We start from the raw sequence: 23,560 nt of genomic DNA, 5'->3' as shown, positions 1-23,560 counted from the left end.
TCGGACACCACCCACAGGGCGTTGCCATGCACCACACCCCCGCGCTGCCCCCCGATGCTGCGACTGCACACGACAAGGGCTATCTCCGGCGCCTGCTGTCAGAGCGCAACCAGACCCCAACCGCCGGCACCGGGGCGATTGACGCCGCCATTGAACAGGCGTTTGTGCGCAGTGTCGCCATCCTGGTGCTGGACATGTGCGGCTTCTCCCGCATCACCCAGCGCCACGGCATCATTCACTTCCTGGCGATGATCCACCAGATGGAGCAGGCAGCGCGCCCTGCCATCGAAGGCAACGGCGGTGAGGTCATCAAGCAGGAGGCCGATAACCTGTTTGCGGTGTTCGCCACGCCCGAGCAAGCCCTGGAGGCCGCGCTGGACACCCTGCGCGCCCTGGGCGCCATGAACACCGTGTTACCGCCCGAGCGGGCGCTGAACGTGAGCGCAGGCATTGGCTTTGGGCCCACCCTGGTGATTGCACGCGAGGACCTGTTTGGCCCCGAGATGAATTGCGCCTGCAAGTTGGGCGAAGACATTGCCACAGCCAACGAGATCCTGCTCACCGAGGCGGCTTGGGCCAGCCTGCCGAACGGGCGCTACGTGTGCTCGCGCACCGACCACCAGATATCGGGCATGGACCTGCATGCGCACCGCTTTGAGCACTGCCTTTTTGAACGCCCCCTGCATCCGTGGGACTCCACACGGCACAGCACCACCTTGCCTGGGGGACGCTGACAGGGGACATTGTCCGACAGCGCTTTGACTGCCCCATCTGTAAAGTGACTCTATCGTCTGAACCAACTATCAAGGGGAAAAACATGCTGTCACTTCTGGGGATGTTGCTGATTGGTTTGGTGGTGGGCTTGATTGCCCGTGCCGTCAAACCCGGGGACGACAAGCTGGGCTGGATCATGACGGCGCTGCTCGGTGTAGCCGGCTCGTTTCTGGCCAACTACGTGGGCATGGCCATGGGCTGGTATGCGCAAGGCGACAGCGCTGGCTGGATTGCATCAGTGCTGGGCGCCGTCGCTCTGCTGGTGGTGTACGGCCTGGTCAAGGGCAAGTCCTGAGAGGTCCTGGATCTTGCCCCGCTCGCTGAGCTGCCCGCCATCTGCGCTTTGAATCACGCACTTTCGTCCGATCACCCTCCATCACGTTGTCACCCATGCCCACCTCATTGCAAATGGCCGCTGGAGACCCTGAACTGGCTGCGGTTGTACGCCGCGCCCGCAAGCTGCTGCACCGCCGCGCCATGGTGGCGGCAGCGGCCAGCGTGGTCCCGGTGCCGGGGCTGGACTGGGCGGTCGATGCTGCCCTGCTTTCCCGCCTGATTCCACAGATCAATACCGAGTTCGGCCTGTCGGCCGAGCAGATCGACCAGCTGGACCCGAAAAAGCGGGAGCAAGTGCAAAAGGCGGTGGGCCTGGTGGGTTCGGTGCTGATCGGCAAGCTCATCACCCGCGAACTGGTCATCCGTGCCACCCAGACGGTGGGTTTGCGCCTGAGCACCAAGCAGGCAGCCAAGTACGTGCCCCTGGCGGGACAGGCCATCGCGGCCACCCTTGGCTACGCCACCCTGCGCTACCTGGGCGAGCAGCATTTGCGCGACTGCATCCGCGTGGTGCAACAAGCCCAGCTGCGGTTGCCGCCGCCCGTGGAGTCCTCAACGGTCAAGCGCTGACCCCAGGACCCGGGTGTACAGACCCAAAAAAAGGGCCCGAGGGCCCTTTCCGCTTTATTGCAGCGTCGCTCAGGCCGCGCGTCAGCTGGCCGAGCAGACAAAGCTGCTGGCGTCTTCCACACTGCCCGAGCCCTTGTACTTGGCAAACTGCGGGTAGGGGCACAGCGGACGCGTGCGGTTGGGAAAGTCGGTGTTTGTGGGCAGCGCCTTGGCCGCAATGCTTTGCGGTGCAATGCCCTTCTCCACCCAGTCCACCATGGTCTGGATCGAATCGAAGTTGTCGGTGGCCGGCCCCCCCGAGCAGTGGTTCATGCCCGGCACCAGGAAGGTTCGCGCAAAGTTCTGCGTGGCCGCCATGCCGCCGTTGTTAGCGGCCAGACGTTCGTAGTAGTCCACCGTGTCAAACGCCGAGAAGATCGGGTCAGACATGCCATGGATGAACAGCAGCTTGCCGCCGCGCTGCTTGTAGGCCGCCAGTTTGTCGTCGGCATAGGTGTCGTAGACGGCAGAGTACGCGGCCATGCGTGCGGGGTCGGTATCAAAGTTGAAGGCCAGCGGGTTGAACGAGAGATCCGGCGGTGTGAAGAACTCGTTGACCAGGGCATCCACCATCAGCGTGATGTAGCGTGCGTCGGGTGTGGCCGTGGTCGAGTTACCCAGCGTCCAGGACCGCCAGCCGGGAGCCGCCAGCCCGGCGTCCCAGGGTTGGCCGGTGTACAGCGCCTTGCCCACGGAGTTGCGGGGCCCGGCAAACACGCTCTTGAGCGCACCCACCTGGGCGGACGACAGGCAGCTGTCGGTCTTGCCGCCCGCGCATTGCAGCACGCTGGGGTCAAACGCCTTGCAGGCGTTGACGTTCTGGGCCAGGCCGTCCACCACGCCATCGGCCGCGTCGCAGCGGGCATTGACCGCAGTGGCCACCAGTTTCAGGTCGGTGTTGCTGAAGGCGCGCGACAGGATGCGGTTGCCACTGGCGTCTTGGGGCGCAATGGCGTTGAACTGGATGGTGTTCCACATGGCGGCCACCGTGGCACCGCTGGACACGCGCATAGCGGGCGCTCCGGCGGTGATGCCGTCAAAGTAGTCCGGGAACCGCTGCGAGAACATCATGCCCTGGCGCCCGCCGCCGGAGCAGCCAGAGAAGTAAGAGTAGTCGGGCTTGCGGCCGTAGCGCGTGCTGATGAGCGACTTGGAGGCCACAGCCGTCTTGTCGTAAGAGTTGTAGGCATGGTCGGTGCGCGCCTGCGGGTCGGCGCCAAAGCTGGCGCTGGTGCCGGTATGGCCCGCATCGGTGGACACCACCGCAAAGCCCTGCCCCAGTGGCGATGGCGTGCCGCCCGAAATGCTGGAGCTGAGCGAGGTGTCGCGCAGGATGCCGTCGTTGCCGCCCCCGCCGATGAACAGAAAGCGTCCGTTCCAGCGGTCGGGCAGGCTCAACTGAAAACCGATTGCATAGTTCTTGCCATCCACACCCACACGCGGATTGATGGCACCCGTGACCACACAGTGCCCGGGCAAAAAGTCGCCCGTGGCAGCGCCGCCGGGGCGGCGCGTGCCCGGCGGCACATAGCTGGTGGACAAGTTGGTGTTGCTGAGCTGCGCGTTGGTGCTCAATGCGGCGCAAGCGGCGGCCGGGTTGGCGCTCTCGGTCACCAGCACAGCGTTGCCGCCGCCGCAGGCACTGAGCAATAACGGCAGCAGCACGGCGGCGGGCAGCGCAACGCGTTGCGCGATGGGGGTATCCAGCGAAAGGGACGGCATGGTGGTCTCCTCGGTTGATCGGTCTTGTGGGGTTGAACCTTTGGCGCAGCAACGCCCGGCGACGGCCGTCAGGGCGTCGCTGAGGAAGGTGCGCGGATTTTTTGGTAATCGGACGGCGTTGCCCCTATCGCCTGGCGCCGCCCTGCGAGCGGAATGCGTAGCGCCCGGCAATCACTGGGCAGTGCCGACTCAGTCGGCCTTGAAGCCCGTGGCGGCCACGGCCTTGCCCCAGGTCACCGTGTCGGCCGCGATGATGCGGGCGAACTCCTCGCGGTTGGTGCCCGTCACGCGGAAACCAGCCTCTTCCATCTTGGCCTTGCCCTCAGGCGACTGCACGGCCTTGATGATGTCGGCGCTCAGCTTGGCGACGATCTCGGGAGGCGTCTTGGCCGGGGCCACGATGCCAAACCAGGAGTTGAACTCCAGGCTGGGGTAGCCCTGCTCCTTGATGGTGGGCACATCGGGCAGTGCGTTGGACCGGGTGCCGCCTGTGGTGCCCAGCGCTACCAGCTTGCCAGCCTTCACGTTGGGCGCAGCCAGGCCCACGCTGGCAAACACGCCCTGCACATCACCGCTGAACAGGCCGCCCAGCGCGTCGGTGGTGTTCTTGTAGTGCACCGGTTCGGGCTTGAGCTTCACGGCCTCGCCAAACATGAAGGCGCCAAAGTGCCCCGGGGTACCCGCGCCAAAGGTGGCCAGGAACAGGCCCTTTTGCTGCTGGGTCCAGGCCACAAAGTCCTTCACATTGCGCGACGGCACCTTTTGTGGGTTGACGAGCAACGCGAAGTCGGCGGTGACCACCTGGCTCACGGGCGCGAAGTCCTTTTGCGGGTCGTAGGGCAGCTTGTTGTAGCTGCTGGGCGCAATGCTGAGCTGTCCGGTTTCGCCCAGCATCAGCGTGTAGCCATCAGGGGTGGCGCGTGCGGCCTCGGTCGCAGCGATCAGGCCCCCGGCGCCGGGCTTGTTGTCCACGATCACGCCCAGGTTGCCCCAGCCTTCCGACAGCTTCTGCGCCAGTAGCCGCGCCACGATGTCCGGCCCGGTGCCTGCGGGAAAGCCCACGATGATGCGCACCGGCTTGTTGGGGTAGCCCGCCGTCTGCGCCAGGGCGCCAGTGGCGGGGGCCAGGCCCGCCACCACCGTGGCTGCCAGGCAGACGCTGCGCAGGGCATGCCGACGGGAGAAGCTGCGGGACAGGGTGCGGGTGAGCGTCGAAAAAGAGGTCATGACAAGGTCTCCAGGGTGTTGTTGTGTGCTATCGGTCATCAAAAAAAGTGAAATGCGTGACTGCTGTGCGGCTACATCAGCTCCCAGAACCGCATGGCTACTGCATCGGGAAACCGCGCACCGGTGCCCGTGAACATGCGCTCCCCGATCCATCGCAGTGTGGGAGACGCTGTCTCGAACTGGGGGCTGCAGCGAAAGTAGATCTGTGCCGGGTCCACCACCTCGCCACGCACCAGGCGCGCCATCAGCTCGGGCGGCCCGGACCGCACGGCGCGGTTTTGCACATAGATCAAGTCGCCACCATCCGCCTCCAGCGTGTAGCGCGCGTCCAGCTCGGCCAGGGTGTCGCTCACGATGAGCTGAAAATCCGCCCCGCCGGGCATCACCCGGGCCTGCCAGCCATCGCCCTGGGCCTTACCGCCCAGGATGGGGATGAGCCGACGCAGGCCGTGTACGGTGCGGCCCACCTCCTGGGGCACGCCCACCTCCACGCGCAGGTCGGCAAAAAATCGCAAACGGGGTTCCACAAAGTGCACGGGTTCGGTCATGGGCTCCATCTTTCGGGTGTCTGGCAGGCAAGCGGCCAGGGGCGGCGTGCACCCAGCCTGCTTGCGGGGTTGCACCTAGCGTAAATCCCGTGGCGCTTGACCCCTGTCATCCCTGAAGATGACAGCAATGACAAAGCCCACCCGGCATACCCCGCGCAACCCATGAGGCACTGGCTCCCTGCAAGCACATCCGGCGGCGGCATCACGCCCCCGCCCAACCTCACGGGCTCGGCCCTGGGCGCCATGGTTCACCAGCTGGGCGACGACGGGTTCGCCTGCGGCATGCTGCAGGAGCTGGCACCCGTGCTGCCCGCAGCGTCGTGGTCGGTGTACCGCACCGGGCGCCATTGCAAACCCACCTTGTTCATGTCGGCCAGTTACGGCATTCCCGACACCACGCAGGACTGCTGGTGGGCGTACCTGTCAGGCCCCTACCGCACCGACCGCACCTGGGGCCGCTCGCTGGACGAAGCCGCACCGGCCGAAGCGCCCACCCAGTTGTGCCACCTGACGGCGCCCGAGGTGGACGCAGAACACCGCGCCCGCGTATACGAGGCCCATGGCGTGGCCGAGCGGGTGTCGGTGGTCGAACATGAGAGCGATGGCTCGGTCTTTGCCGTCAACTTCTACCGCCACCAGCACCAAAAGCCGTTCCAGGACCGGCAGATCAGCGACTTTGAGGGCATGGCCCCGGTGCTGCTGGCGCTGACCCGCAAGCACATCGCCCTGGCCCAGCGCCCCGGGGTGTTGCAACCCGCACTGCAGCCCCCGTCACAGGCCACGGCCCCCGCGCTGTCCCACAGCCTGCCCGCGCTGCGCGAACGCCTGCTGCGCGCCCACGCAGGGCTGACCGAGCGCGAGCTGGACGTGTGCGCCCGCCTGCTGCAAGGCATGACGCAGGAGGGCATTGCCTGCGACCTGGGCCTGAGCCTTCCCACTGTCAAAACCTACCGCAACCGCGCATTCAGCCGCCTGGGCATCCACTTTCGCAACGAGCTGTTTGCACTGGCGCTAGGCACCCAACGCAGCGTTTAGACGAAAGGGCACGCCACGCATGGGCACAATGCCAGCCCATGCCCAGCCTGCCGCAGTCACCCGTTCCACCCACGCCCCCCGCAGGCCGTGCCCATGTGGTTGCGCAATGGGCCCAGGCCCTGCGCAACCGGGCTGACAGTGCCGCCCTGCAGCAGCTGCCCCCGCTGACCGACGCCGAGGCCGCGCAGGTCATGGCCCAGCTGCGGGGCGACGGCAGCCACCCGCCGGGCCACAGCCCGGCGCCCAACACACCCGATGGCGTCGTCCCCGGCCACTTTCGCCCGCGCATCACCCTCATGACGCTGGGTCGGGGCGATGGTCTGCTGGGCATGGCGCCCCAGGGCAAGCTGGGCCCGCGTGGTGACAGCGTGACGCTGGTGCAGATTGACTGGACCTACCGCACCGACGATGGCGCCACCTGGCAGACGCCGGCCCCCACCTCCATCCTCAACGCGCGCTCGGCCCCGGTGCAAGACCTGTTCGACACCGGTGGCCCGGTGGTGCGCATGCAGCGCAACCTGGCGGCTGAAGCCGACGCCATGGACCGCGTGTGGGACCTGGGCCTGACCCCTGTAGACCCCAAAAGCCTGCAGTGGCGCCACCGGGCAGCCGCCACCACGCTGGGCCCTGTGTGGACGCTGGCGCAGGAGGCGCACTTTGGCGACTTCTGGGCCGACGTGGTTCCCGAGTTGCGAACCGAGGGCTGGAGCGTGGTGGTACACCCCGGCTTTGCGCACGAAAGCGTGCCCGTGTCGCGCTGGAAGCTGGTCATCGCCCCCGACACTGGCGAGCTGCTGGCCAAGGAAGTCGATGGCCCGCTGGGCACACGCCAGCGCCCCGTGCAAAAGCTCATGCTGCCCGAGCGCGAGGGCGCCTGGCTGCTCAGCCTGGGCATCGAGATCGACGGTGAAACGCTGGACCTGGCCCCCATGCTGGCCGACCTGTTGCGCCGCGACGCCTGTTGGCTCAACGCGCAGCAGATGGCCGCCATCGACGACATCGCCATCATTTCGCTGCGCGCACCCGGCGGCAAACGCATCGACGCGCCCGCCGGGCCGCTCAAGGCCATCGTGGGCGCCATGGTCGACCTGCTGACCGACCCCACCCGTAACCAGCGCAAGGATGGCGATCCGCTGCACCTGGGAGCGTGGGAGGCCCGCCGCATCGAAGCCCTGCGCGCCGGGCTCGTGCAGGTGCACCGCGTGGGCACGGTGAATGGCTGGAACAACGACTGGCAGCTGCAGGGCGACGTGGGCCTGGCGCAGCTCGCCAAGCGCCTGCGCTCTATCGGTGCGCCCCAGCCGGTGGCCGCACCGCAGGGCCTGCAGGTGCAGCTGCGCCCCTACCAGCTTGAAGGCCTGGCCTGGCTGCAGTACCTGCGCGCCCAGGGCCTGGGCGGCATCCTGGCCGACGACATGGGCCTGGGCAAAACCGCACAGGCGCTGGCCCATGTGCTGACCGAAAAAGAGGCCGGGCGGCTGAAGCGACCGGCGCTGGTCGTGCTACCCACCTCGCTGCTCTTCAACTGGCAGGCCGAGGCCGCGCGCATGGCGCCCAGCCTGCGCGTGCTGGCCCTGCATGGCGCCGACCGTGGCAAACGTTACCTGCACATCGCTGACCACGACCTGGTGCTGACCACCTACCCACTGCTCTGGCGCGATGTGGATGCGCTGACCGCCGAGCCCTTTCACTTGCTGATCCTGGACGAGGCCCAGATGGTGAAAAACGCCGGCAGCCGCAGCGCCCGCGCCCTGCGCAAGCTGCAGGCGCCGCACCTGCTGTGCCTGACTGGCACGCCGCTGGAAAACCACCTGGGCGAGCTGTGGGCGCAGTTCGACTTTTTGATGCCCGGCTTTCTGGGCGATGTGCGCAGCTTCAACGCCCGCTGGCGCAAGCCCATCGAGGAAAACGGCGAAACCCTGCGCGCCCAGCTGCTGTCGCAGCGTGTGCGCCCCTTCATCCTGCGCCGCCGCAAGCAGGACGTGGCCACCGAACTGCCGCCGCGCACCGAGACCATCCTGCGCGTGCAATTGCAAGGCAAACAGCGCGAGCTGTACGAGGCGGTGCGCACCACGGCCGACAAACAGGTGCGCCGCGCGCTGGAGCGCCAGAGCTTTGACGGCGCGCAGATCACCATCCTGGATGCATTGCTCAAGCTGCGCCAGGTTTGCTGCGACCCGCGATTGGTGAAGGGGACGACGAAGACAGCCCACGCCATGGAGCGCGCCAAGCTCGAACTGCTGGCCGACCTGCTACCCGCCCTGGTCGATGAAGGCCGCCGCGTGCTGGTGTTCTCGCAGTTCACCGAAATGCTGGGCCTGGCAGCCGAGCTGCTCGGCACCCTGGCCCTGCCCTACCTCACCCTCACCGGCCAGACGCCACCCCGCCAGCGTGGCGCGGTGGTGCGGCAGTTCCAGTCGCAGGACGCAACCAGCGCCCCCATCCTGCTGGTCAGCCTCAAGGCCGGGGGCCTGGGCCTGAACCTCACGGCCGCCGACACCGTGATCCACCTGGACCCCTGGTGGAACCCCGCCGTGGAAGAACAGGCCACCGCGCGCGCCCACCGCATCGGGCAGGACCAGCCGGTGTTCGTCTACAAGCTGGTGGTGGAAGGCAGCATCGAAGAACGCATGCTGGAGCTGCAGGCCCGCAAGGCCGCGCTGGCCCAGGGCGTGTTGGGGCACGATGCCGAAGGCGCAGTCAAGTTCAGCGAGGCCGACCTGCACGCGCTGCTGGCCCCCTTGACCGAACCGGCCAACAACCCGCTGGGCATCCCCGGCGAAGACGCGCTGCGCTGGGGTGGCACGGGCAAACGGCGGCCCCGGCCGCTGCAGCCACCTGAAACCTGAGTTTTGGGCGTTTTTACCTTGTAGCGCCAGTAAATCATGCGCTGGCAGCTATCAATAAGTGAGCAAACTCATCCGTGCGGGGAGCATTGCGCAAAAGCGCAGAATTCAAAAGCAAGCTTCGGAGTGCGCCCCACGGCCTCCGTCCCTAGAGTGCATGGCATTGCAACCCACCTTGTGAGCCCTGCACCATGATGAATGTGACCGCCCTTCTTCCCCGCAGCACCCCCATGCCCATCCGCCACCGTCCCAACACCAAAGCCGCGCAGGCAGCCGCCACCCAGGCAGACCCGCGCTGGGCGGCAGTGGTGGCGCGCAGCACTGAGGCCGATGGAACGTTCTGGTACTCGGTGCAGACCACGGGCGTGTACTGCCGCCCCAGCTGCGCATCGCGCACACCCCGGCCAGAGAACGTGCTGTTCCATGCCAGTTGCGACGATGCGGAGCGCGCCGGGTTCCGCCCCTGCCAGCGCTGCAAGCCGCGCCAGGCCACCGCGCTGTCGCACCACGCGGCGCTGGTGACGGAAGCCTGCCGCATCATCGAAAGCGCCGGGCCCGGTGAGGCCCCCACCCTCGATGCACTGGCAACCCGCGTGGGGCTGAGTGCCTCGCACCTGCACCGCATCTTCAAGCAGGCCACGGGCCTCACCCCCAAGGCCTATGCGGTGGCCCAGCGCGCGCAGCGGCTTCGCAGTGCGCTCGACAGCCCGACCATGGACTCGGTGACGGACGCCATCTATGGCGCGGGCTACCAGTCCAGCAGCCGGTTTTACGAACAGTCGGCCCAGGTGCTGGGCATGCGGCCCAGCCAATATCGCGCACGGGGCGCATCGCAAGACATCCGCTTTGCCATCGGCCAGTGCTCGCTGGGCGCCATTCTGGTGGCGCAGAGCGACCGGGGCATCTGCGCGATCTTGCTGGGCGACGACCCCGACGCGCTGCTGCGCGAGCTGCAGGACCGGTTTGCGCAGGCCCGACTGATTGGCGGCGACGCCGCGTTTGAAGCCCTGGTGGCGCAGGTGGTGGCGTTTGTTGAGGCCCCGGGCCTGGGGCTGAACCTGCCGCTGGATGTGCGCGGCACCGCGTTCCAGCAGCGGGTGTGGCGGGTGCTGCAGGCCATCCCGGCCGGGCAGACGGCCAGCTATGCCGAGGTGGCCCAGCGCATCGGCGCGCCCACTGCCGTGCGGGCCGTGGCGCAGGCCTGTGCGGCCAATGCGCTGGCGGTGGCCATTCCCTGCCACCGGGTGGTGAAAAGCGATGGCACGCTGTCGGGCTACCGCTGGGGCGTGGAGCGCAAACGCGCCCTGCTGGCGCGCGAGTGCGATGCTGAAGCGGCCCCGCTGCCAGCGGAGCGGGTGGCATGAGCGTGGCGGCTCTTTCCAGCCCGGGCACGCTGGCGGATAGCGTGTGGCACCAACGCGCGGCCACCATCGACTGGCAAACCGCCAGCGAGGTCCTGTGCCAGCAAGGCAATGCCGTGCTGCCGCAGTTGCTGAATACTGCCGAGTGCGCCGCCCTGGCGCAGTTGTACGGCCACGCGCAAGAGGGCACCTTTCGCAGCCGCGTGGTGATGCAGCGCCACGGCTTTGGCCAGGGTGAATACCGGTACTTCTGCTACCCGTTGCCCGACCTGGTGGCAGGTCTGCGCGAGGCGCTGTACCCGCATCTGGCCCCCATCGCCAACCAGTGGAACGCCGCGATGGGCATCGACGTGCGCTACCCCGCGCAGCATGCCGACTTCATCGCCCGTTGCCACGCCGCCGGCCAGGTGCGCCCCACCCCGCTGCTGCTGCAGTACGCCGCTGGCGACTACAACTGCCTGCACCAGGACCTGTACGGCGAGCATGTGTTTCCGCTGCAGGTGGCCATCCTGCTGTCGGAGCCGGGGCGAGACTTCACCGGCGGCGAGTTCGTGCTGACCGAACAACGCCCGCGCATGCAGTCGCGGGCCGAGGTGGTGCCGCTTTCGCGCGGCGACGCCGTGGTGTTTGCCGTGCACCACCGCCCCGTGCAGGGCACGCGCGGGCCCTACCGCGTGCAGATGCGCCATGGCGTGAGCCGCTTGCGCAGCGGGCAGCGGCACACGCTGGGCATCATCTTTCATGATGCTGAATGAGGTTGTCACCGCCAAAGCCGTTGCAGGCAGCCCCTCGCCAAAGATGACAGATGCCATGACTGCCAGCCTGTTCGACGACCCACCCCAGCCCGCCCGGGCACCCGAGGTGCTGGAGCCCGGCGCCCTGGTGCTGCGCGGCTTTGCGCTGGCGCAGGCGGCGGACTTGCTGGCTGCGGTGCAGCAGATCACCGCCCAGGCGCCCTTCAGGCACCTCGTCACCCCCGGCGGCCTGACCATGTCGGTGGCCATGACCAACTGCGGCGCGCTGGGCTGGGTGAGTGACCGCAGCGGTTACCGCTATGACCGCTCTGACCCCCAGACCGGCCAGCCCTGGCCCGCCATGCCGCCGCTGTTTCGCCAGCTGGCGCTCGATGCAGCGCAGGCCGCAGGCTTTGCCCACTTTGCGCCCGACGCCTGCCTCATCAACCGCTATGCCCCCGGCACACGCCTGTCACTGCACCAGGACCGCGACGAAGGCAACTACGCCCACCCCATCGTGTCGGTGTCGCTGGGTGTTTCGGCGATGTTTCTGTGGGGTGGTGCGCAGCGGGCGGACAAGACCCGCCGTATTGCGCTGCTGCACGGCGATGTGGTGGTCTGGGGCGGGCCTGCGCGCTTGCGGTTTCATGGGGTGCTGCCCTTGCCCGAAGCACACCACCTGCTGACGGGTGCACACCGCATCAACCTCACCTTCAGAAAGGCCGGTTGAAGTCGCCGGACCCACCCTGTTGAACTCAGCGCGTGGCGTAGCCGGTCCAGCCGCCGATGGATGCCAGCAGCTTGTCGGCCTGGGCGCGCCCCTTCAGGTCCTGGGCGATGGTGATCTGCCGCCCGCCCCGCAGCTCGGCCACGATGCGGAAATACACCTGGCGGTTGCCGTTGCTTTCGACCGTGTAGCTCTCCACCACCCGCAGCCGGGCAATGTCGTGCGGGGGCACCTGGTGCCAGCGCAGCATCAGGCCCAGCAGGCGACGCTCGGTGCGCAGGCCGGTGTGGTCCAGCTGCACGCGCAGGCTGTTGGCCAGGGCGTAGAAGCTGGCCAGCAGCACCACACCGCCCACACCGCCAAACAGCAGGCGGAACAACCACGGCGCCACATCGCCCGATGATTCCTGCTCCCAGGGCACCAGCGCCCCGACGGCCAAAAACACAGCCCCCACCAAGGCCAGCGCCAGCTTGAGTCCCCACCATCGGCCGGCAGGAAAGTACATGGCCACCCCGCCGGGCGTGCGCTCCACCCGCCCGGGCATGCCTGCCGCCAGCGCCTGGGCGCCACTGCCCGCACGGTCCTGCGCGGCCCGGGCTGGGCGCAGCACATGCACCAGCAGGCCCACACCCACACCGCCAAACACCACCACAAACACCATCTTCAGGGCCAGCAGGCCGGGCCGCAGGCTGCGGTCAATGACGGCGTCCGCCGGATCGGACGAACTGACCCAGACCTGAACGGGCACGCCATCGCGCAGTGCCTGCTCCAGCCGCGCACCGAGCGCTTCCTGAAAATCGCCCACGTTGTCGCCACCACCGCTGATCGCCACGCGCTCGCCCTGGTACTCACGGCCCGCCACCTGATAGCGGTAGGTGGCCTTGACGGTGTAGGAGCTGGATTTGCTGCTGCGGCTGGTTTCCAGCCGCGCAGCCACCACCGTGGCAGGAACGGGTTGCCACCACTGCATGCGTGCCCAGTCGTACAGCGTGGGCAGCACACTGAGCAGCAGCATGCCCACACCCACGGCTGCAAATGGCAGGGCAAACAGGCCCAGCAGCCAGCCCCCAGCGCGCTTGCCGCCACGGGCAGCCGGGTCGCGTGCACCCTGCGCATGGGTTGAGGGAGAGCGTTTGGTCATGGACAAAGTTCAGGGCAAATAAGACAACAAACCGACGCGGTGATGGCCCTGGTGAGTGCCGCCACATTCGGCCTGGACCGGGGCGACCAGCCTTGCACGGTCAGATTCTGCGGCGCGTCCCCGGGCTGCGCAATCTGCCATGCGGACAGCAGCCCATTTCAACGCGTTGGCAGCCGATTTATGGAGTTTTTGGCCAAAAGCGCTGGTGGAACATGCCTTTACAGCTATCATATAGATAGCAATTTCATTGCCTGCGACTTGGGCTACGGCGCCCGCCACCACCCTCGGCATCTTTGACAGAATGCGTCCATGGTCACCGCTCCCCCCCCTTCACACCCCTCGCACGCCGCCGCGGGCCGCCCGGCCCAGTTCTGGCTCATGAAGTCCGAGCCGGACGAGTGCTCCATCGACGACGCTCTGGCCGCGCCCAAAGCCACCGTCCCCTGGACCGGCGTGCGCAACTACCAGGCCCGCAACTTCATGCGCGATGCGATGCAGGTGGGTGACGGCGTGCTGTTCTACCACTCCAGCTGCCCCGAGCCCGGCATCGCCGGCCTGGCCCGCGTGGCCAGCGGCACCCGCCCCGACCCTACCCAGTTCGACCCCACATCGCCTTACCACGACCCCAAGTCCCCGGCAGACAACCCTCGTTGGCTGTTGCTGGACGTGCAGGCCGTGCGCAAGACACGGCTGATCAGCCTGGCCGAGCTGCGCGCCCACCCGGCACTGGCGGACATGCGGGTGCTGCAAAAGGGCAGCCGCCTGTCGATCACGCCGGTGGAGGCGTCTGAGTGGGACTACATCACTGGGGTGCTGATGCGGGGCGACTGATAGGTATTGGTGCAGCGGGGCCCAGGAAGGGTCACAAGCTGCGCTCGGCCGACACATGCCCCTTGTCGGCGTACATGGCCTGGTCCGCCGCACGCAGCAGCTCGAACGTGGTGGTGCCATCGCGGGGGTAAAGGGCGGTGCCGACGGCGGCCGACACGCTCACCACGCGGCCCTCACCCAGATCGATGGGCTGCTCGATGGCCGCCATCACCCGGCGCAGCGCCTGGTCGACCTCGGCCGGGTCCTTCACGGCGGTGAGCACCAGCACAAATTCGTCACCACCGATGCGGGCCGCCGTGTCGTTGCCCCGCACCTGCTTCAGCAGGCGGCGGGCGGTGACCTTGAGCACCTCGTCGCCCATGTCGTGCCCGTAGCGGTCGTTGATGGGCTTGAAGCCGTTGAGATCGAGATAACACACTGCCGCCTGGGTCTGGGTGCGGTCGCTCAGGGCAAAAGCCTGGGCCATGCGGTCGGCCAGCAGCAGCCGGTTGGGCAGGTGGGTGAGCCCATCGTGGAAGGCGATGTGCTCCACCTGCTCCTGGTACTGCTTCATGGCGGTGATGTCCTGCATGAGCCAGAGCGACTCGCCCTGCCCCTCCAGCAATACCCCATTGACGTCGATCCACACGATCTCTCCCGTCACCTTGCGCATGCGGCGCTGCTGCCGGTAGTGCTGGCCCGAGGCCAGCACCGCGTAGGCATCGCGGCCAAAAGCCAGAAAGTCCTCCTGGTCCACGTACATCTCTTCCGTCGTGCGCCCCTGCAGCGTGCCGGGCGCATAGCCAAAGATGCGTTCCAGCGCCGGGTTGCGCCAGACGATGACGCGGTCCTTGACCTTGGCGATGCCGATCAGGTCGTTGTCCAGCATCGCCTGCTGTTCCAGGTTCAGGGTGTGCAGCTGCTGGCGCGCGGCGTGCAGCTCGCTCACGTCGTACATGATGGAGCGGCTCATCACATAGTCGCCCTGCGCATTGAGGATGGCGGTGGACGACACGCTCACCCGCCGCTGGACGCCGCCACGGCCACACAGGTTGAACTCCAGCGGTCCGATCTTGCCCGTCTGCAAGAACACCGGAAAACACGCGGTGAACAGCGCCTTGCCCTCGTCATCAAAAAAGTCTGCGGGGCCCAGCTTGCCGATGACCTCCTCGCGCGGCAGGCCCAACCACTGCAGGGTGAGCAGGTTCAGGTGCACATATTTGCCCTGGTGGTCCAGCGCGTAGTACCCGCAGGGCGCGTGGTCATACAGGTCCTGGAATTGCTCTGAGGCCTTTGCCAGCTCGGCCTCCAGCTGGCGGCGCTCGGTGATGTCACGCCCCACAGACTGCCATTCCACCAGCTGCCCCGCATCGTCAAACAGCGCACGGTTGCTGAACTGGCACCAGCGGATGGAACCATCGCCCGACACCACGCGGTTTTCGATCACCACCAGCGGATTGCGAGGGTGGATGGCGGCGAGCTTCTGTGTGACCAAGGGCAAATCATCCGGGTACACGATGGGCGACCATACTCGCCCCAAGACATCCTCGCGGCGCAGATGAAAGAGCCTGCAGAACGCATCGTTCACAAACGTCATGCGGTTGTTAGCGTCAAAGCGGCAGATGATCTCGGTCTGGTCTTCGAGAATCGACAGGTAGCGCTGCTCGCTTTGCTGCAGGGCCTGGGTGCGCTCGATCACGCGATGCTCCAGCTCGGCGTTGGCCTGCTCCAGCGCGGCCTTGCCGTCTATCAGGCCCAGGGTCATGTTCTGCAGGGCGGAGCGCAGATGCTGGAACTCCACCGTGTCCATTTCAAAATCAAGCGCCGCCACCTGGCCCGAGGCCTGCACCTGGCGAGCCGCCTCGGCCAGCCGCTCCACCGGCTGGCTAAAGCGCCGCGCCGCCCAGTAGGCCAGAGCCACCAGCAGGGCCGCCATCAGTCCCAGCAGCAGCGCGAGCAGCGTGTGCAAGCGGTTGATGGGCGCAAGCGCCATCTCCAGCGGCTGCCGCGTGACCAGCATCCAGCCCAGGTCCGTGACCGTCTGCGCACGCACCGGCACCACGGCGGTCAGGTACGTCTCCTTGGGGTCATCGCCCCAGGACATGACCTGGAACGTACCCTGAGACGGAAGAATGGGCAGCGCCGCACGGGGCTGCTCGACCGCGCCTGCAGTATTGATGACGCCATCCTTGTTCACCAGCAGAACCTCCAGCCCGCCTGTCATCGGGGACTGTGGTGTGGCGCGGCGAATGATGTCCTGCACCCAGGCCCAGTTCACATGGGCCGACACCACGCCTTTGAGTACCGAGTCCTGTCCCCGGACGGGCGACGCATAGTCCATGAACCGCAGAGGCACCGGGCTGCCGGGTGCGCGCAGCAGTTTATCCAGCAACACCGCATCGTGGGCATCGCCCACATAGGGTCCTTGCTGGCCCGCGCTGAACCAGGGGCGCTGCGACACGTTTTGTCCCCGCAGCAGGTTGCCGGTGGACACCTGCACCACGCCCTGCGCGTCGGTCACGCCAATCCATGAGTAAAACGGGTAGGACTGGCGGATTTGCTCCAGGTGCGCCTGCAGTTGGGGTGCGTAGCCGTCGTCACGGGTCAGCATGGGCAGGTAGCTGAGCAACGCGATCTCGCGCTCACGCTCTTGCATGCCCTGGGCCAGCGCCAGCGCGATGGGCTGGCTGGCACTGACCAGTGATTGGCCACTCAGCTCGGTCAGGTGCCGCGTCAGCACCTGGTCGGCCACCAAGCCAATCGCCAACCCCGCCAGGACGGCCGTACCGCCAAACAGCAAGGTCAGCCGCGAGCGTGTGGTCTGCAGCCATGAAGACACAGCAGGCATCAGGGTCATGAGGCAGCGGGCATTTCAGTGTTTGACAGCCGTCGATTCTGGCATCGAAAGCGCTGTGCAAGTCGCCGCCCGGCAACGCTGCAGGGTGGTAGAAACCCGTTCGGTGACGCGCCCTGCTTCGCTGCCAGTGCCGCTGCCTCTATGCTGCCCCCATGACCGCTGCCAAAACCCTGCTGATCGTCTACCACTCCCACACCGGCGGCACCCGGCAGATGGTGGACGCGGCCTGCGCGGGAGCGGTGGCAGCCGACAGTGGCGTGGAGGTGCGGCTGCTGGCCGCGCCCCAGGCCCAGGCCGCCGATGTGCTGGCGGCGGACGGCTATCTGTTTGCCACCCCAGAAAACCTTGCAGCTGTCAGCGGCCTGCTCAAGGATTTTTTTGACCGCACCTACTACGCAGCGCTCGACCAGATCAATGGCCGCCCCTACGCCACCCTGGTCTGCGCCGGCAGCGACGGAACCAATGCCGCCCGCCAGATCGCACGCATTGCCACGGGCTGGCGCCTCAGGCCGGTGGCGGACCCGCTGATCGTCTGCACCCACGCGCAAACACCCGAAGCCATCCTGGCTCCCAAGCAGATTGAACCGGGCGACCTGGAGCGCTGCCGCGCGCTGGGCGAGGCCATGGCGGCAGGGCTGGGGATGGGGGTGTTTTAAGAACCTGTTCCAAGAGCCGGTTCAAAGAGCCGACCTTGATGGCGCCGGTGCGTGCTGACAGGCTTTCATGGCCCGCCCCGAGCCCGCTACCGGCAAGCCAACGCTACACCGTGCCGCGATGAACGGCAGCTGCCGCCCGTGCTTGTGCGTGCAGCTTGGCCAGGAAGGCCCTGTCAAGCCATAGCCACAGCATGACTGGCGCCAATGCGGTGAATATGAACAGGTTGAAATGGTAGAAAAACGCCACTGCATCGGCGATCCACTCTGGCGCGCGGGTCTGTGCCAGAACCTCGGGGCCGGCTCTGTTAAAGACATCGTTGCACCATTGCAAACCGACGTTGATTGTCTGGATAGGCAGCATGGCTAAAGAACCGATGAGCAGCTTGGTCCCCCAGCCTTTTGGCATCGACGCTATCACCAATGCCCAAAAAATCACGATGCCGTAACCCCAGAGACGGTAATCCACCATCGGAGCGAGCTTGCCTGAACGGTACTGGCCGTTTTGCACGGAAACCACCTTGAGCGCGGTGTTCAGCACGCCCACCGACTCCTTGGTGTCATAACTTTGCGCCCACTGGAATGTCATGGTGGCGGTCTCACCAGCCATGAAAAACACGGGCTTGGCGAGCTGCGGCGCAAAGTAGTACCACACCGGCATGAGGCATAGCAGGCTGACAATAGCCACCAGCAAGAATCGCCCGACCGAACTAAGCCGCATGGTTGACCACCGGTGCAGACGAAGGTTGTTGCTTGGCAATCCAGCGAATCCAGAGCATCCAGACCACGAGCACATCCAGCATGATGAGCGCCTGCCAGAGGTACAGGTGGGCGAACTCAAAAACCGTCATGTTCCACTTGCCCAGGTAGTACAGGCTGATGATGCGCAACAGGTTGACAACCTGCACGGCGGCAATGCCTATCCCAATGCCGACCAGCTTGTGTTTCCACTGGGACGGAAAGGCAATCATGCCTGCGATCAGGATGATCGCGGCTTCCACGCCGTTGCAGCCAGCCTCTATGGATACCGCAAATCCAGTGGCTTTGCTCATGAGGATCCGGCCATGGTGCACCACATCGGCATCGAGTGGACTCATCAACGCTGCGCTGGCGCTTGCGAGGAGGCCGGTCCAGGGTTGAATAGCGACCCGTTGCACGTCATCGAGCATGTCGATGCGAAAGAGAACGGCCAGGACCGCAATGAATATGAGAAAGAATCTGACCATGAAAAGATAAAGGCAAGCCTGTAAAGCGCTCAGCGCTCATGCGACGACGGCGGCAGGCGGATGCAGAAATTCAGGATGTGCAGATGCAAGCCATAGAGCAGCGCGCAGAATATCAGAAGCTCCCGCCAAAGCCGCCACTATTTGCGCAAGACTCCCCCGACCCGGCGGTGCCTTTACGCGCAGCTTTCCGGCCAAGAAGTCCCGAACATCACGGCAGAGGGACTGGCAGGGGCTGAGCGGCATACACCAGCACCTTCAGCGCCCGCTCCGGCTCCACATCCGCAAACACGGGGGGATTGGCCACGCGCTCCACAAACCGCAGATCGGGCGCCAGCTCCTGCATCTGGTCCTGCAAGAAGGCCAAGCCCAGCTCTGGCGCATTGAGGCACAACAGCGCGTGGCCGCCGGGGGCCAGCAGGTCGGGCAGCCGACGCATCAGGCGGGCGTAATCCTTGGTGGCGACAAAGCTGCCCTTCTGGTAGCTGGGCGGGTCCACGATGACCAGGCCATATGGGCCGCCGCGGTTGATCTTGCCCCAGCTGCTGAAGATGTCGTGCGGCAAGAAGGTGGCGCCCGTGGTGATGCCGTTGAGCTGGTGGTTCTGCTGCCCGATGCCGATGGCGCCATGGCTCATGTCCACGTTGACCACCTGTTTGGCGCCCGCCTGCAGCGCCACCACCGAAAACGCACAGGTGTAGGCAAACAGGTTCAGCACCTTGAGGCCATAGCGGTCTGCACTGCGCGCTGCGGCGTAGTTGCGCACCCATTGGCGGCCTGCGGCCATGTCCAGAAACAGGCCGTGGTTCTGGCCGCGCAGCACATGCACGCGGTAGCGCACACCCGCTTCGGTGACCACATGGGGGTCGGGCACCGCACCTGCCATCAGGCGGGTTTCGCTGCGTCCCTCGATGCGCAGGGCCTCGCCCCGGTGCTGGAAGACCCAGTTCAGCGGCTGGCCTTCCGGCGCAATCTGGGACCAGCGTGTCTGCAGCGCCTCACCGATGGTCTCCAGTTCAGCGTCGCTGGCCGGCGCAAAGCTCGTCAGCACGAACACCGGCGGATACGCATCCAGCACCCACTGCTCGCAGCCCGGAAACAGCCCACCCCGGCCGTGGAAGACGCGCTGGGCGTCGGTGGGCGGGGGCATGGAGGCAATGGCGTCGAGCAGGGCTTGCATGGAGAAAAGGGCTGGCAAAAAACAATTTCAGAATCAAAACGGCATGATGCGCTAGTCCAGCATGCCTGGGCAGCTATTGATTCAATAGCAATTCAGCATTATCGCCGCCAGCACTGGCGCAGACACCCACCAGCGACAGCGAATGGCCGTGGGCCCGGCTACACCCGCCCGTCGGTGCCAGGCAGCCCCTGCCGCCCCAGCCACTGTTTGCGCGATGTGCGCAGCTTGAAGCGCTGGCGGTACGCCCCTGGCGTCACCCCGGCCACGCGGGTGAACACTTTGCGAAAACTGCCTATGTCGTTGTAGCCGCATTGCTGCGCCACATCGTCCACCGTGAGGTAGGTGGTCTGCAGCAGCGCCTGGGCCTGGGCAATGCGCAGCCGGTGCAGGTAGTCCTGCGGTGTTTCGCCATGCACCTGGGCAAACCAGCGCAGCAAGGTGCGCGGGCTGGTGGCAGCGGCGCGGGCTGTGGCCTGCAGGCTGTAGGGCTCGTTGCGGTGGTCCTGCAGCCAGCGCCGCGCCTGCTCCAGTGCGCCGGCAGCCAGGGGGTGGCCCGTAGGGGTCTCCATGGCGGTGGTGGCGGTCAGCTGGCGCTGCGGGTCAAACAGCAGCGCGTGCGATGCGGCCTGCGCCAGCTCGGCCGCCGGTGTCTGGGCCAGCAGGTCCAGCATGGCTGCCAGGGTGTCCTGCAGGGATGCGGTGGTCCACAGGGCACCGTCACGCTGCCAGGTTCGTTCCCGCTGCCAGGCCACCTCGGCCACATCGGCCGTCCTTGCCACACTCTCTCTGGACTGCAGCACGATGGACGGCGCAAACACCCACGGCAGCGCCGCCTTGCGCCCAGCCAGCAAGCCACAGTGCGCCAGCAGGCTGGACCCGTTGAACAGCGCAGCCACCCGCCCGCCCCGCTGCAGGTGGCCCTGCAGCATGGCGCCAAAGTGCTCGCTGTAGCGCCGACTGATCTCACGCAACTGCGGCCCCGTGGGGACCAGCCAGCCGGGGATGACGACCACATCCAGCGGCTCCGAGCCCAGTTCCGCGCCGGGCACTGGCGGTGGGGTGGCGTCGCGCTCGTGCGGCATCTGCAGCCACAACCAGCGCACCACGGGCTGCGCGCCCCCGAGGCGCATCGCCGCCAGCATGTTCATGGCGCGCAGGGCGTCCACCGCAGCGGCGGCGGTGCTGGCAATGCTGCCGTGCCCCCAGAGGATGCCCACGTTCAGGCAGGACGGCGGCGCAGTGTTGGCAGGGGACATGGTGGCGATCTTGCCACCCTTTGTGGCCAAACCGCCACCGCTTCGCGGTGTTACCGGGCAGTAGCATGACCGTGCGACGACAGCGCCCCGCAGCCGTTGCCCTGCGCTGCGGGCCCACATAAACGGAGACACCCACCCATGCACGAATCCTCAACCCATCGCGGCCTCTCGATGGCCCTGACCACCCTGGCCGCGGCCTGCACCGCCCTCTTTCTGGCGGGCTGCGCCAGCCAGCCAGGCGCTGCACGCGCAGATCGCAGCGTGACCATTGAGCGCACCACCTACGGCATTCCGCACATCACCGCGAACGACCCCGAATCACTGGCCTACGGCGTGGCCTATGCCTATGCCCAGGACAACGTCTGCATGACGGCCGACCAGCTCGTGACCGCGCGCGGCCAGCGCAGCAGCACCTTCGGCGCCCAGACCATCGGGCTGCTGGGTCGCCGCTACATCCCCAATGCGCAGATCGACCTGTTCATGGCAGCCCACATGGACGACGCCATGCTGGAGCGCGCCTGGGCCAAGACCAGTGCCGAAACGCAGGCCCTGGCGCGTGGGTATGTGGCGGGCTACAACCGCTTCCTGGCCGACAACGCCGCCACCCTGCCCGATGCCTGCCGGGGCAAGCCCTGGGTGCAGCCCATGACCATTGCCCAATACCGCCGCATGGCCGAGGTGGTGGCCGTGCAGGCAGGTATTGCCGCGCTGGCCGATGGCATGCTGGGCGCCCAGCCGCCCGCGGCCAAGGCCGCGCAGGCGCCCTCTGCTGACGTGAACCTGGCCGATGCCGCGCAGGCGCTGCGCGACGTGGGCCTGCTCGACTCGCCCCTGGGCTCCAACGCCTGGGCCTTTGGCAAGGATGTGACGGCCAACGGCAGCGGCATGCTGCTGGGCAACCCGCACTTCCCGTGGAGCGGCCCCAACCGTTTCTATGAAATGCACCTGACCATGCCCGGCCAGATGGACGTGATGGGCGTGGGCATTGGCACCTACCCCATGGTCTCCATCGGCTTCAACAAGGACGTGGCCTGGTCGCACACGGTGTCCACCGGCAAGCGTTTCACCTTCTACGAAGTGACGCTGGCCGAGGGCGACCCCACCACCTACCTGGTGGACGGCAAGCCCGAGAAGATGACCGCCCGCAAGGTCAGCGCCCAGATCCCCGGCCCGGACGGCAAGCTGCAGACGCAAGAGCACACGGTGTGGTCCACCCGCTGGGGCCCGCTGGTGGTAGTGCCCCGCGCGGGCCTGACCTGGAACGCCAAGACCGCCTACGCCCTGCGCGACGCCAACACTGGCAACACCCGCATGATGGACGCGACCCTGGCCTTTGCCCGCGCCCGCTCGGTGCAGGACCTGCACAAGGCGCACGCCAACCTGGGCCTGCCCTGGGTGAACACGCTGGCCGCCGACCGCAGCGGCCAGGCCATGTATGCCGACGTGAGCGTGGTGCCCGATGTGGATGCCGCCCAGCTCGCCCGCTGCGCACCCAGCCAGCCCGCCGCCGCGCTGCGCGCCGCTGCCGGCCTGGTGGTGCTGAACGGATCACGCGCTGACTGCGACTGGCGCCGCGACAGCGCATCGCCCGTGCCGGGGCTCATCCCCATCGGCCGCATGCCCGTGGCCTTCCGCACGGACTGGGTGCACAACAGCAACGACAGCTTTGTCTACACCCACCCCGGCCAGAAGTTTGAGGGCATCTCGCCCCTGGTGGGCGACGCCAGCCTGACACGACCACGCACCCGCGCCGGTCTGGCCGAGATTCCTGAAATGCTCGGCCGGGGCAAGGTCACGCTGCAGGCCATCCAGGGCCAGTTGTTTGAGAACCGCAACTTCATGGCCCAGGTGGTGGTGCCCGACCTGCTGGCCGCGTGTGACAAGGCCCCCACGGCAGAATCCCGTGACGGCTGCGCGGCCCTCAAAGGCTGGGACCGCCGCAACAACATCGATGCACGCGGCGCCCATGTGTTCCGCGAGTTCTGGCGCACCGCGCGCAACATCCCCGGCGTGCACCGCGTGCCCTTCGATGCGCAACAGCCCGTGGCCACCCCTGCAGGCCTGAAGATGGAGGACGCCGCCACCGCCGCCAAGGTGTGGGAGGCGCTGGACGGCGCCGTCAAGGCCATCCGCACCAGCGGCTACACGCTCGACGCCACGCTGGGCAGCGTGCAGCGCCCCGCCATCACCGAAGAAGCGATTGCGCTACACGGCGGCGAGGAGTTTGAAGGCGTGCTCAACAACCTGGGCCGCCAGGAGCCCGCGCCCATCAACAAGGCAGGCTTGCGCATCGACTACGGCACCAGCTATGTGCAGACCGTGACCTTCGACGCCAAGGGCCCAGTGGCCCAGGCCATCCTGACCTATGGTCAGTCCACCAACCCCGCGTCGCCCCACGCCAACGACCAGATGCGCGAGTTCTCGGCCAAGCGCTGGCACACCCTGCCCTTCCACCGCGACGACGTGGTGAAGGCGCGCGTGGGCGAGCCGCTGCGGCTGGTGCGGCCTTGAGCGCCTGCGG

General features: G+C 66.9%; 20 protein-coding genes. 11 read left to right on the top strand and 9 right to left on the bottom strand.

Features of this window, described 5'->3' with window-relative positions; translation table 11 throughout:
• Positions 1-26 precede the first annotated feature (26 nt).
• The 3 genes from ASD75_RS08540 (at position 27) to ASD75_RS08530 (ending at position 1,680) form a co-directional block, all read left to right on the top strand.
• Entirely contained in the window at positions 27-734 is a 708-nt protein-coding gene (locus ASD75_RS08540) for an adenylate/guanylate cyclase domain-containing protein (RefSeq protein WP_056744744.1), read from the top strand.
• An 83-nt stretch (positions 735-817) separates the two neighbouring features.
• Entirely contained in the window at positions 818-1,069 is a 252-nt protein-coding gene (locus tag ASD75_RS08535) for a GlsB/YeaQ/YmgE family stress response membrane protein (protein ID WP_056744742.1), read from the top strand.
• Positions 1,070-1,164: 95 nt separating this feature from the next.
• Complete coding sequence (locus tag ASD75_RS08530) at positions 1,165-1,680, top strand: hypothetical protein (protein WP_056065019.1); 516 nt, start codon at positions 1,165-1,167, stop codon at positions 1,678-1,680.
• Positions 1,681-1,761: 81 nt separating this feature from the next.
• Here the strand turns inward: ASD75_RS08530 and ASD75_RS08525 are convergent, their stop codons facing one another.
• From ASD75_RS08525 to ASD75_RS08515, 3 genes are all read right to left on the bottom strand, one after another.
• Positions 1,762-3,441, bottom strand: a complete 1,680-nt coding sequence (locus ASD75_RS08525; RefSeq protein ID WP_156400978.1) for a DUF6351 family protein — start codon at positions 3,439-3,441, stop codon at positions 1,762-1,764.
• A 189-nt stretch (positions 3,442-3,630) separates the two neighbouring features.
• Entirely contained in the window at positions 3,631-4,668 is a 1,038-nt protein-coding gene (locus ASD75_RS08520) for a tripartite tricarboxylate transporter substrate binding protein (protein WP_199170814.1), read from the bottom strand.
• A gap of 71 nt (positions 4,669-4,739) precedes the next feature.
• A complete protein-coding gene (locus tag ASD75_RS08515) occupies positions 4,740-5,216 on the bottom strand; it encodes a DUF3237 domain-containing protein (protein ID WP_056744740.1) in 477 nt (158 codons plus the stop codon).
• A 162-nt stretch (positions 5,217-5,378) separates the two neighbouring features.
• Here ASD75_RS08515 and ASD75_RS08510 point away from each other — a divergent pair, with 162 nt between their 5' ends.
• The 5 genes from ASD75_RS08510 (at position 5,379) to alkB (ending at position 11,922) form a co-directional block, all read left to right on the top strand.
• A complete protein-coding gene (locus ASD75_RS08510; protein ID WP_233584251.1) occupies positions 5,379-6,251 on the top strand; it encodes a helix-turn-helix transcriptional regulator in 873 nt (290 codons plus the stop codon).
• 38 nt (positions 6,252-6,289) lie between these two features.
• The gene (locus ASD75_RS08505) at positions 6,290-9,100 is read left to right on the top strand and encodes a DEAD/DEAH box helicase (RefSeq protein WP_056744738.1); all 2,811 of its coding nucleotides are present in this window, start codon (positions 6,290-6,292) and stop codon (positions 9,098-9,100) included.
• A 227-nt stretch (positions 9,101-9,327) separates the two neighbouring features.
• Positions 9,328-10,461 carry a bifunctional DNA-binding transcriptional regulator/O6-methylguanine-DNA methyltransferase Ada gene (ada, locus tag ASD75_RS08500; RefSeq protein ID WP_056745157.1) on the top strand — a complete coding sequence of 378 codons (1,134 nt, stop codon included), beginning with the start codon at positions 9,328-9,330 and terminating at the stop codon, positions 10,459-10,461.
• On the top strand, positions 10,458-11,213 hold the full coding sequence (locus tag ASD75_RS08495) for a 2OG-Fe(II) oxygenase (RefSeq protein WP_156400977.1): 756 nt from the start codon (positions 10,458-10,460) through the stop codon (positions 11,211-11,213). Before ada ends, ASD75_RS08495 begins: the two co-directional genes overlap by 4 nt.
• 55 nt (positions 11,214-11,268) lie before the next feature.
• Positions 11,269-11,922: a DNA oxidative demethylase AlkB gene (alkB, locus tag ASD75_RS08490; protein ID WP_056745153.1), complete on the top strand. Its 654-nt coding sequence runs from the start codon at positions 11,269-11,271 to the stop codon at positions 11,920-11,922.
• A 25-nt stretch (positions 11,923-11,947) separates the two neighbouring features.
• Here alkB and ASD75_RS08485 read toward each other — a convergent pair whose 3' ends face one another.
• Positions 11,948-13,060 carry a DUF3592 domain-containing protein gene (locus tag ASD75_RS08485; protein WP_056744736.1) on the bottom strand — a complete coding sequence of 371 codons (1,113 nt, stop codon included), beginning with the start codon at positions 13,058-13,060 and terminating at the stop codon, positions 11,948-11,950.
• A gap of 309 nt (positions 13,061-13,369) precedes the next feature.
• Between ASD75_RS08485 and ASD75_RS08480 the strand changes: the two genes are divergently transcribed.
• A complete protein-coding gene (locus ASD75_RS08480; protein WP_056744734.1) occupies positions 13,370-13,891 on the top strand; it encodes an EVE domain-containing protein in 522 nt (173 codons plus the stop codon).
• A gap of 31 nt (positions 13,892-13,922) precedes the next feature.
• On the opposite strand, the gene ASD75_RS08475 is transcribed toward ASD75_RS08480, so the two are convergent.
• Positions 13,923-16,727: a PAS domain S-box protein gene (locus ASD75_RS08475; RefSeq protein WP_056744732.1), complete on the bottom strand. Its 2,805-nt coding sequence runs from the start codon at positions 16,725-16,727 to the stop codon at positions 13,923-13,925.
• Between the two features lie 152 nt (positions 16,728-16,879).
• Between ASD75_RS08475 and ASD75_RS08470 the strand changes: the two genes are divergently transcribed.
• Positions 16,880-17,383 carry a flavodoxin family protein gene (locus tag ASD75_RS08470; RefSeq protein WP_056744730.1) on the top strand — a complete coding sequence of 168 codons (504 nt, stop codon included), beginning with the start codon at positions 16,880-16,882 and terminating at the stop codon, positions 17,381-17,383.
• Positions 17,384-17,486: 103 nt separating this feature from the next.
• On the opposite strand, the gene ASD75_RS08465 is transcribed toward ASD75_RS08470, so the two are convergent.
• The 4 genes from ASD75_RS08465 to ASD75_RS08450 form a co-directional block, all read right to left on the bottom strand.
• Positions 17,487-18,101 carry an exosortase H-associated membrane protein gene (locus ASD75_RS08465; RefSeq protein ID WP_056744728.1) on the bottom strand — a complete coding sequence of 205 codons (615 nt, stop codon included), beginning with the start codon at positions 18,099-18,101 and terminating at the stop codon, positions 17,487-17,489.
• Positions 18,091-18,606, bottom strand: a complete 516-nt coding sequence (xrtH, locus tag ASD75_RS08460) for an exosortase H (RefSeq protein ID WP_056744725.1) — start codon at positions 18,604-18,606, stop codon at positions 18,091-18,093. The genes ASD75_RS08465 and xrtH overlap by 11 nt, the downstream gene beginning before the upstream one ends.
• A gap of 208 nt (positions 18,607-18,814) precedes the next feature.
• Positions 18,815-19,783: a class I SAM-dependent methyltransferase gene (locus tag ASD75_RS08455; RefSeq protein WP_056744723.1), complete on the bottom strand. Its 969-nt coding sequence runs from the start codon at positions 19,781-19,783 to the stop codon at positions 18,815-18,817.
• Between the two features lie 158 nt (positions 19,784-19,941).
• A complete protein-coding gene (locus ASD75_RS08450; RefSeq protein ID WP_235511580.1) occupies positions 19,942-21,039 on the bottom strand; it encodes a GlxA family transcriptional regulator in 1,098 nt (365 codons plus the stop codon).
• Between the two features lie 138 nt (positions 21,040-21,177).
• Between ASD75_RS08450 and ASD75_RS08445 the strand changes: the two genes are divergently transcribed.
• Positions 21,178-23,550 (top strand): penicillin acylase family protein, encoded by a 2,373-nt coding sequence (locus ASD75_RS08445; RefSeq protein WP_056744719.1) that lies wholly within the window; start codon positions 21,178-21,180, stop codon positions 23,548-23,550.
• The last annotated feature ends 10 nt before the right edge of the window (positions 23,551-23,560 follow it).

The sequence above is a fragment of the Acidovorax sp. Root568 genome (assembly GCF_001427445.1).
GTDB classification, from domain to species: domain Bacteria; phylum Pseudomonadota; class Gammaproteobacteria; order Burkholderiales; family Burkholderiaceae_C; genus Acidovorax; species Acidovorax delafieldii.
The sequence above is the reverse complement of the archived record's forward strand: the minus strand, read 5'-3'. Positions and strand labels throughout refer to the sequence as shown.

What these genes read in the sequence shown, in the direction of transcription:
- ASD75_RS08485 (WP_056744736.1), bottom strand. Translation starts at nt 13,060, where the DNA reads ATGACCAAACGCTCTCCCTCAACCCATGCGCAGGGTGCACGCGACCCG.
- xrtH (WP_056744725.1), bottom strand. Translation starts at nt 18,606, where the DNA reads ATGGTCAGATTCTTTCTCATATTCATTGCGGTCCTGGCCGTTCTCTTT.
- ASD75_RS08470 (WP_056744730.1), top strand. Translation starts at nt 16,880, where the DNA reads ATGACCGCTGCCAAAACCCTGCTGATCGTCTACCACTCCCACACCGGC.
- ASD75_RS08540 (WP_056744744.1), top strand. Translation starts at nt 27, where the DNA reads ATGCACCACACCCCCGCGCTGCCCCCCGATGCTGCGACTGCACACGAC.
- ASD75_RS08455 (WP_056744723.1), bottom strand. Translation starts at nt 19,783, where the DNA reads ATGCAAGCCCTGCTCGACGCCATTGCCTCCATGCCCCCGCCCACCGAC.
- ASD75_RS08520 (WP_199170814.1), bottom strand. Translation starts at nt 4,668, where the DNA reads ATGACCTCTTTTTCGACGCTCACCCGCACCCTGTCCCGCAGCTTCTCC.
- ASD75_RS08465 (WP_056744728.1), bottom strand. Translation starts at nt 18,101, where the DNA reads ATGCGGCTTAGTTCGGTCGGGCGATTCTTGCTGGTGGCTATTGTCAGC.
- ada (WP_056745157.1), top strand. Translation starts at nt 9,328, where the DNA reads ATGCCCATCCGCCACCGTCCCAACACCAAAGCCGCGCAGGCAGCCGCC.
- ASD75_RS08480 (WP_056744734.1), top strand. Translation starts at nt 13,370, where the DNA reads ATGGTCACCGCTCCCCCCCCTTCACACCCCTCGCACGCCGCCGCGGGC.
- ASD75_RS08495 (WP_156400977.1), top strand. Translation starts at nt 10,458, where the DNA reads ATGAGCGTGGCGGCTCTTTCCAGCCCGGGCACGCTGGCGGATAGCGTG.
- ASD75_RS08475 (WP_056744732.1), bottom strand. Translation starts at nt 16,727, where the DNA reads ATGACCCTGATGCCTGCTGTGTCTTCATGGCTGCAGACCACACGCTCG.
- ASD75_RS08505 (WP_056744738.1), top strand. Translation starts at nt 6,290, where the DNA reads ATGCCCAGCCTGCCGCAGTCACCCGTTCCACCCACGCCCCCCGCAGGC.
- ASD75_RS08535 (WP_056744742.1), top strand. Translation starts at nt 818, where the DNA reads ATGCTGTCACTTCTGGGGATGTTGCTGATTGGTTTGGTGGTGGGCTTG.
- ASD75_RS08450 (WP_235511580.1), bottom strand. Translation starts at nt 21,039, where the DNA reads ATGTCCCCTGCCAACACTGCGCCGCCGTCCTGCCTGAACGTGGGCATC.
- ASD75_RS08530 (WP_056065019.1), top strand. Translation starts at nt 1,165, where the DNA reads ATGCCCACCTCATTGCAAATGGCCGCTGGAGACCCTGAACTGGCTGCG.
- ASD75_RS08515 (WP_056744740.1), bottom strand. Translation starts at nt 5,216, where the DNA reads ATGACCGAACCCGTGCACTTTGTGGAACCCCGTTTGCGATTTTTTGCC.
- ASD75_RS08525 (WP_156400978.1), bottom strand. Translation starts at nt 3,441, where the DNA reads ATGCCGTCCCTTTCGCTGGATACCCCCATCGCGCAACGCGTTGCGCTG.
- ASD75_RS08510 (WP_233584251.1), top strand. Translation starts at nt 5,379, where the DNA reads ATGAGGCACTGGCTCCCTGCAAGCACATCCGGCGGCGGCATCACGCCC.
- alkB (WP_056745153.1), top strand. Translation starts at nt 11,269, where the DNA reads ATGACTGCCAGCCTGTTCGACGACCCACCCCAGCCCGCCCGGGCACCC.
- ASD75_RS08445 (WP_056744719.1), top strand. Translation starts at nt 21,178, where the DNA reads ATGCACGAATCCTCAACCCATCGCGGCCTCTCGATGGCCCTGACCACC.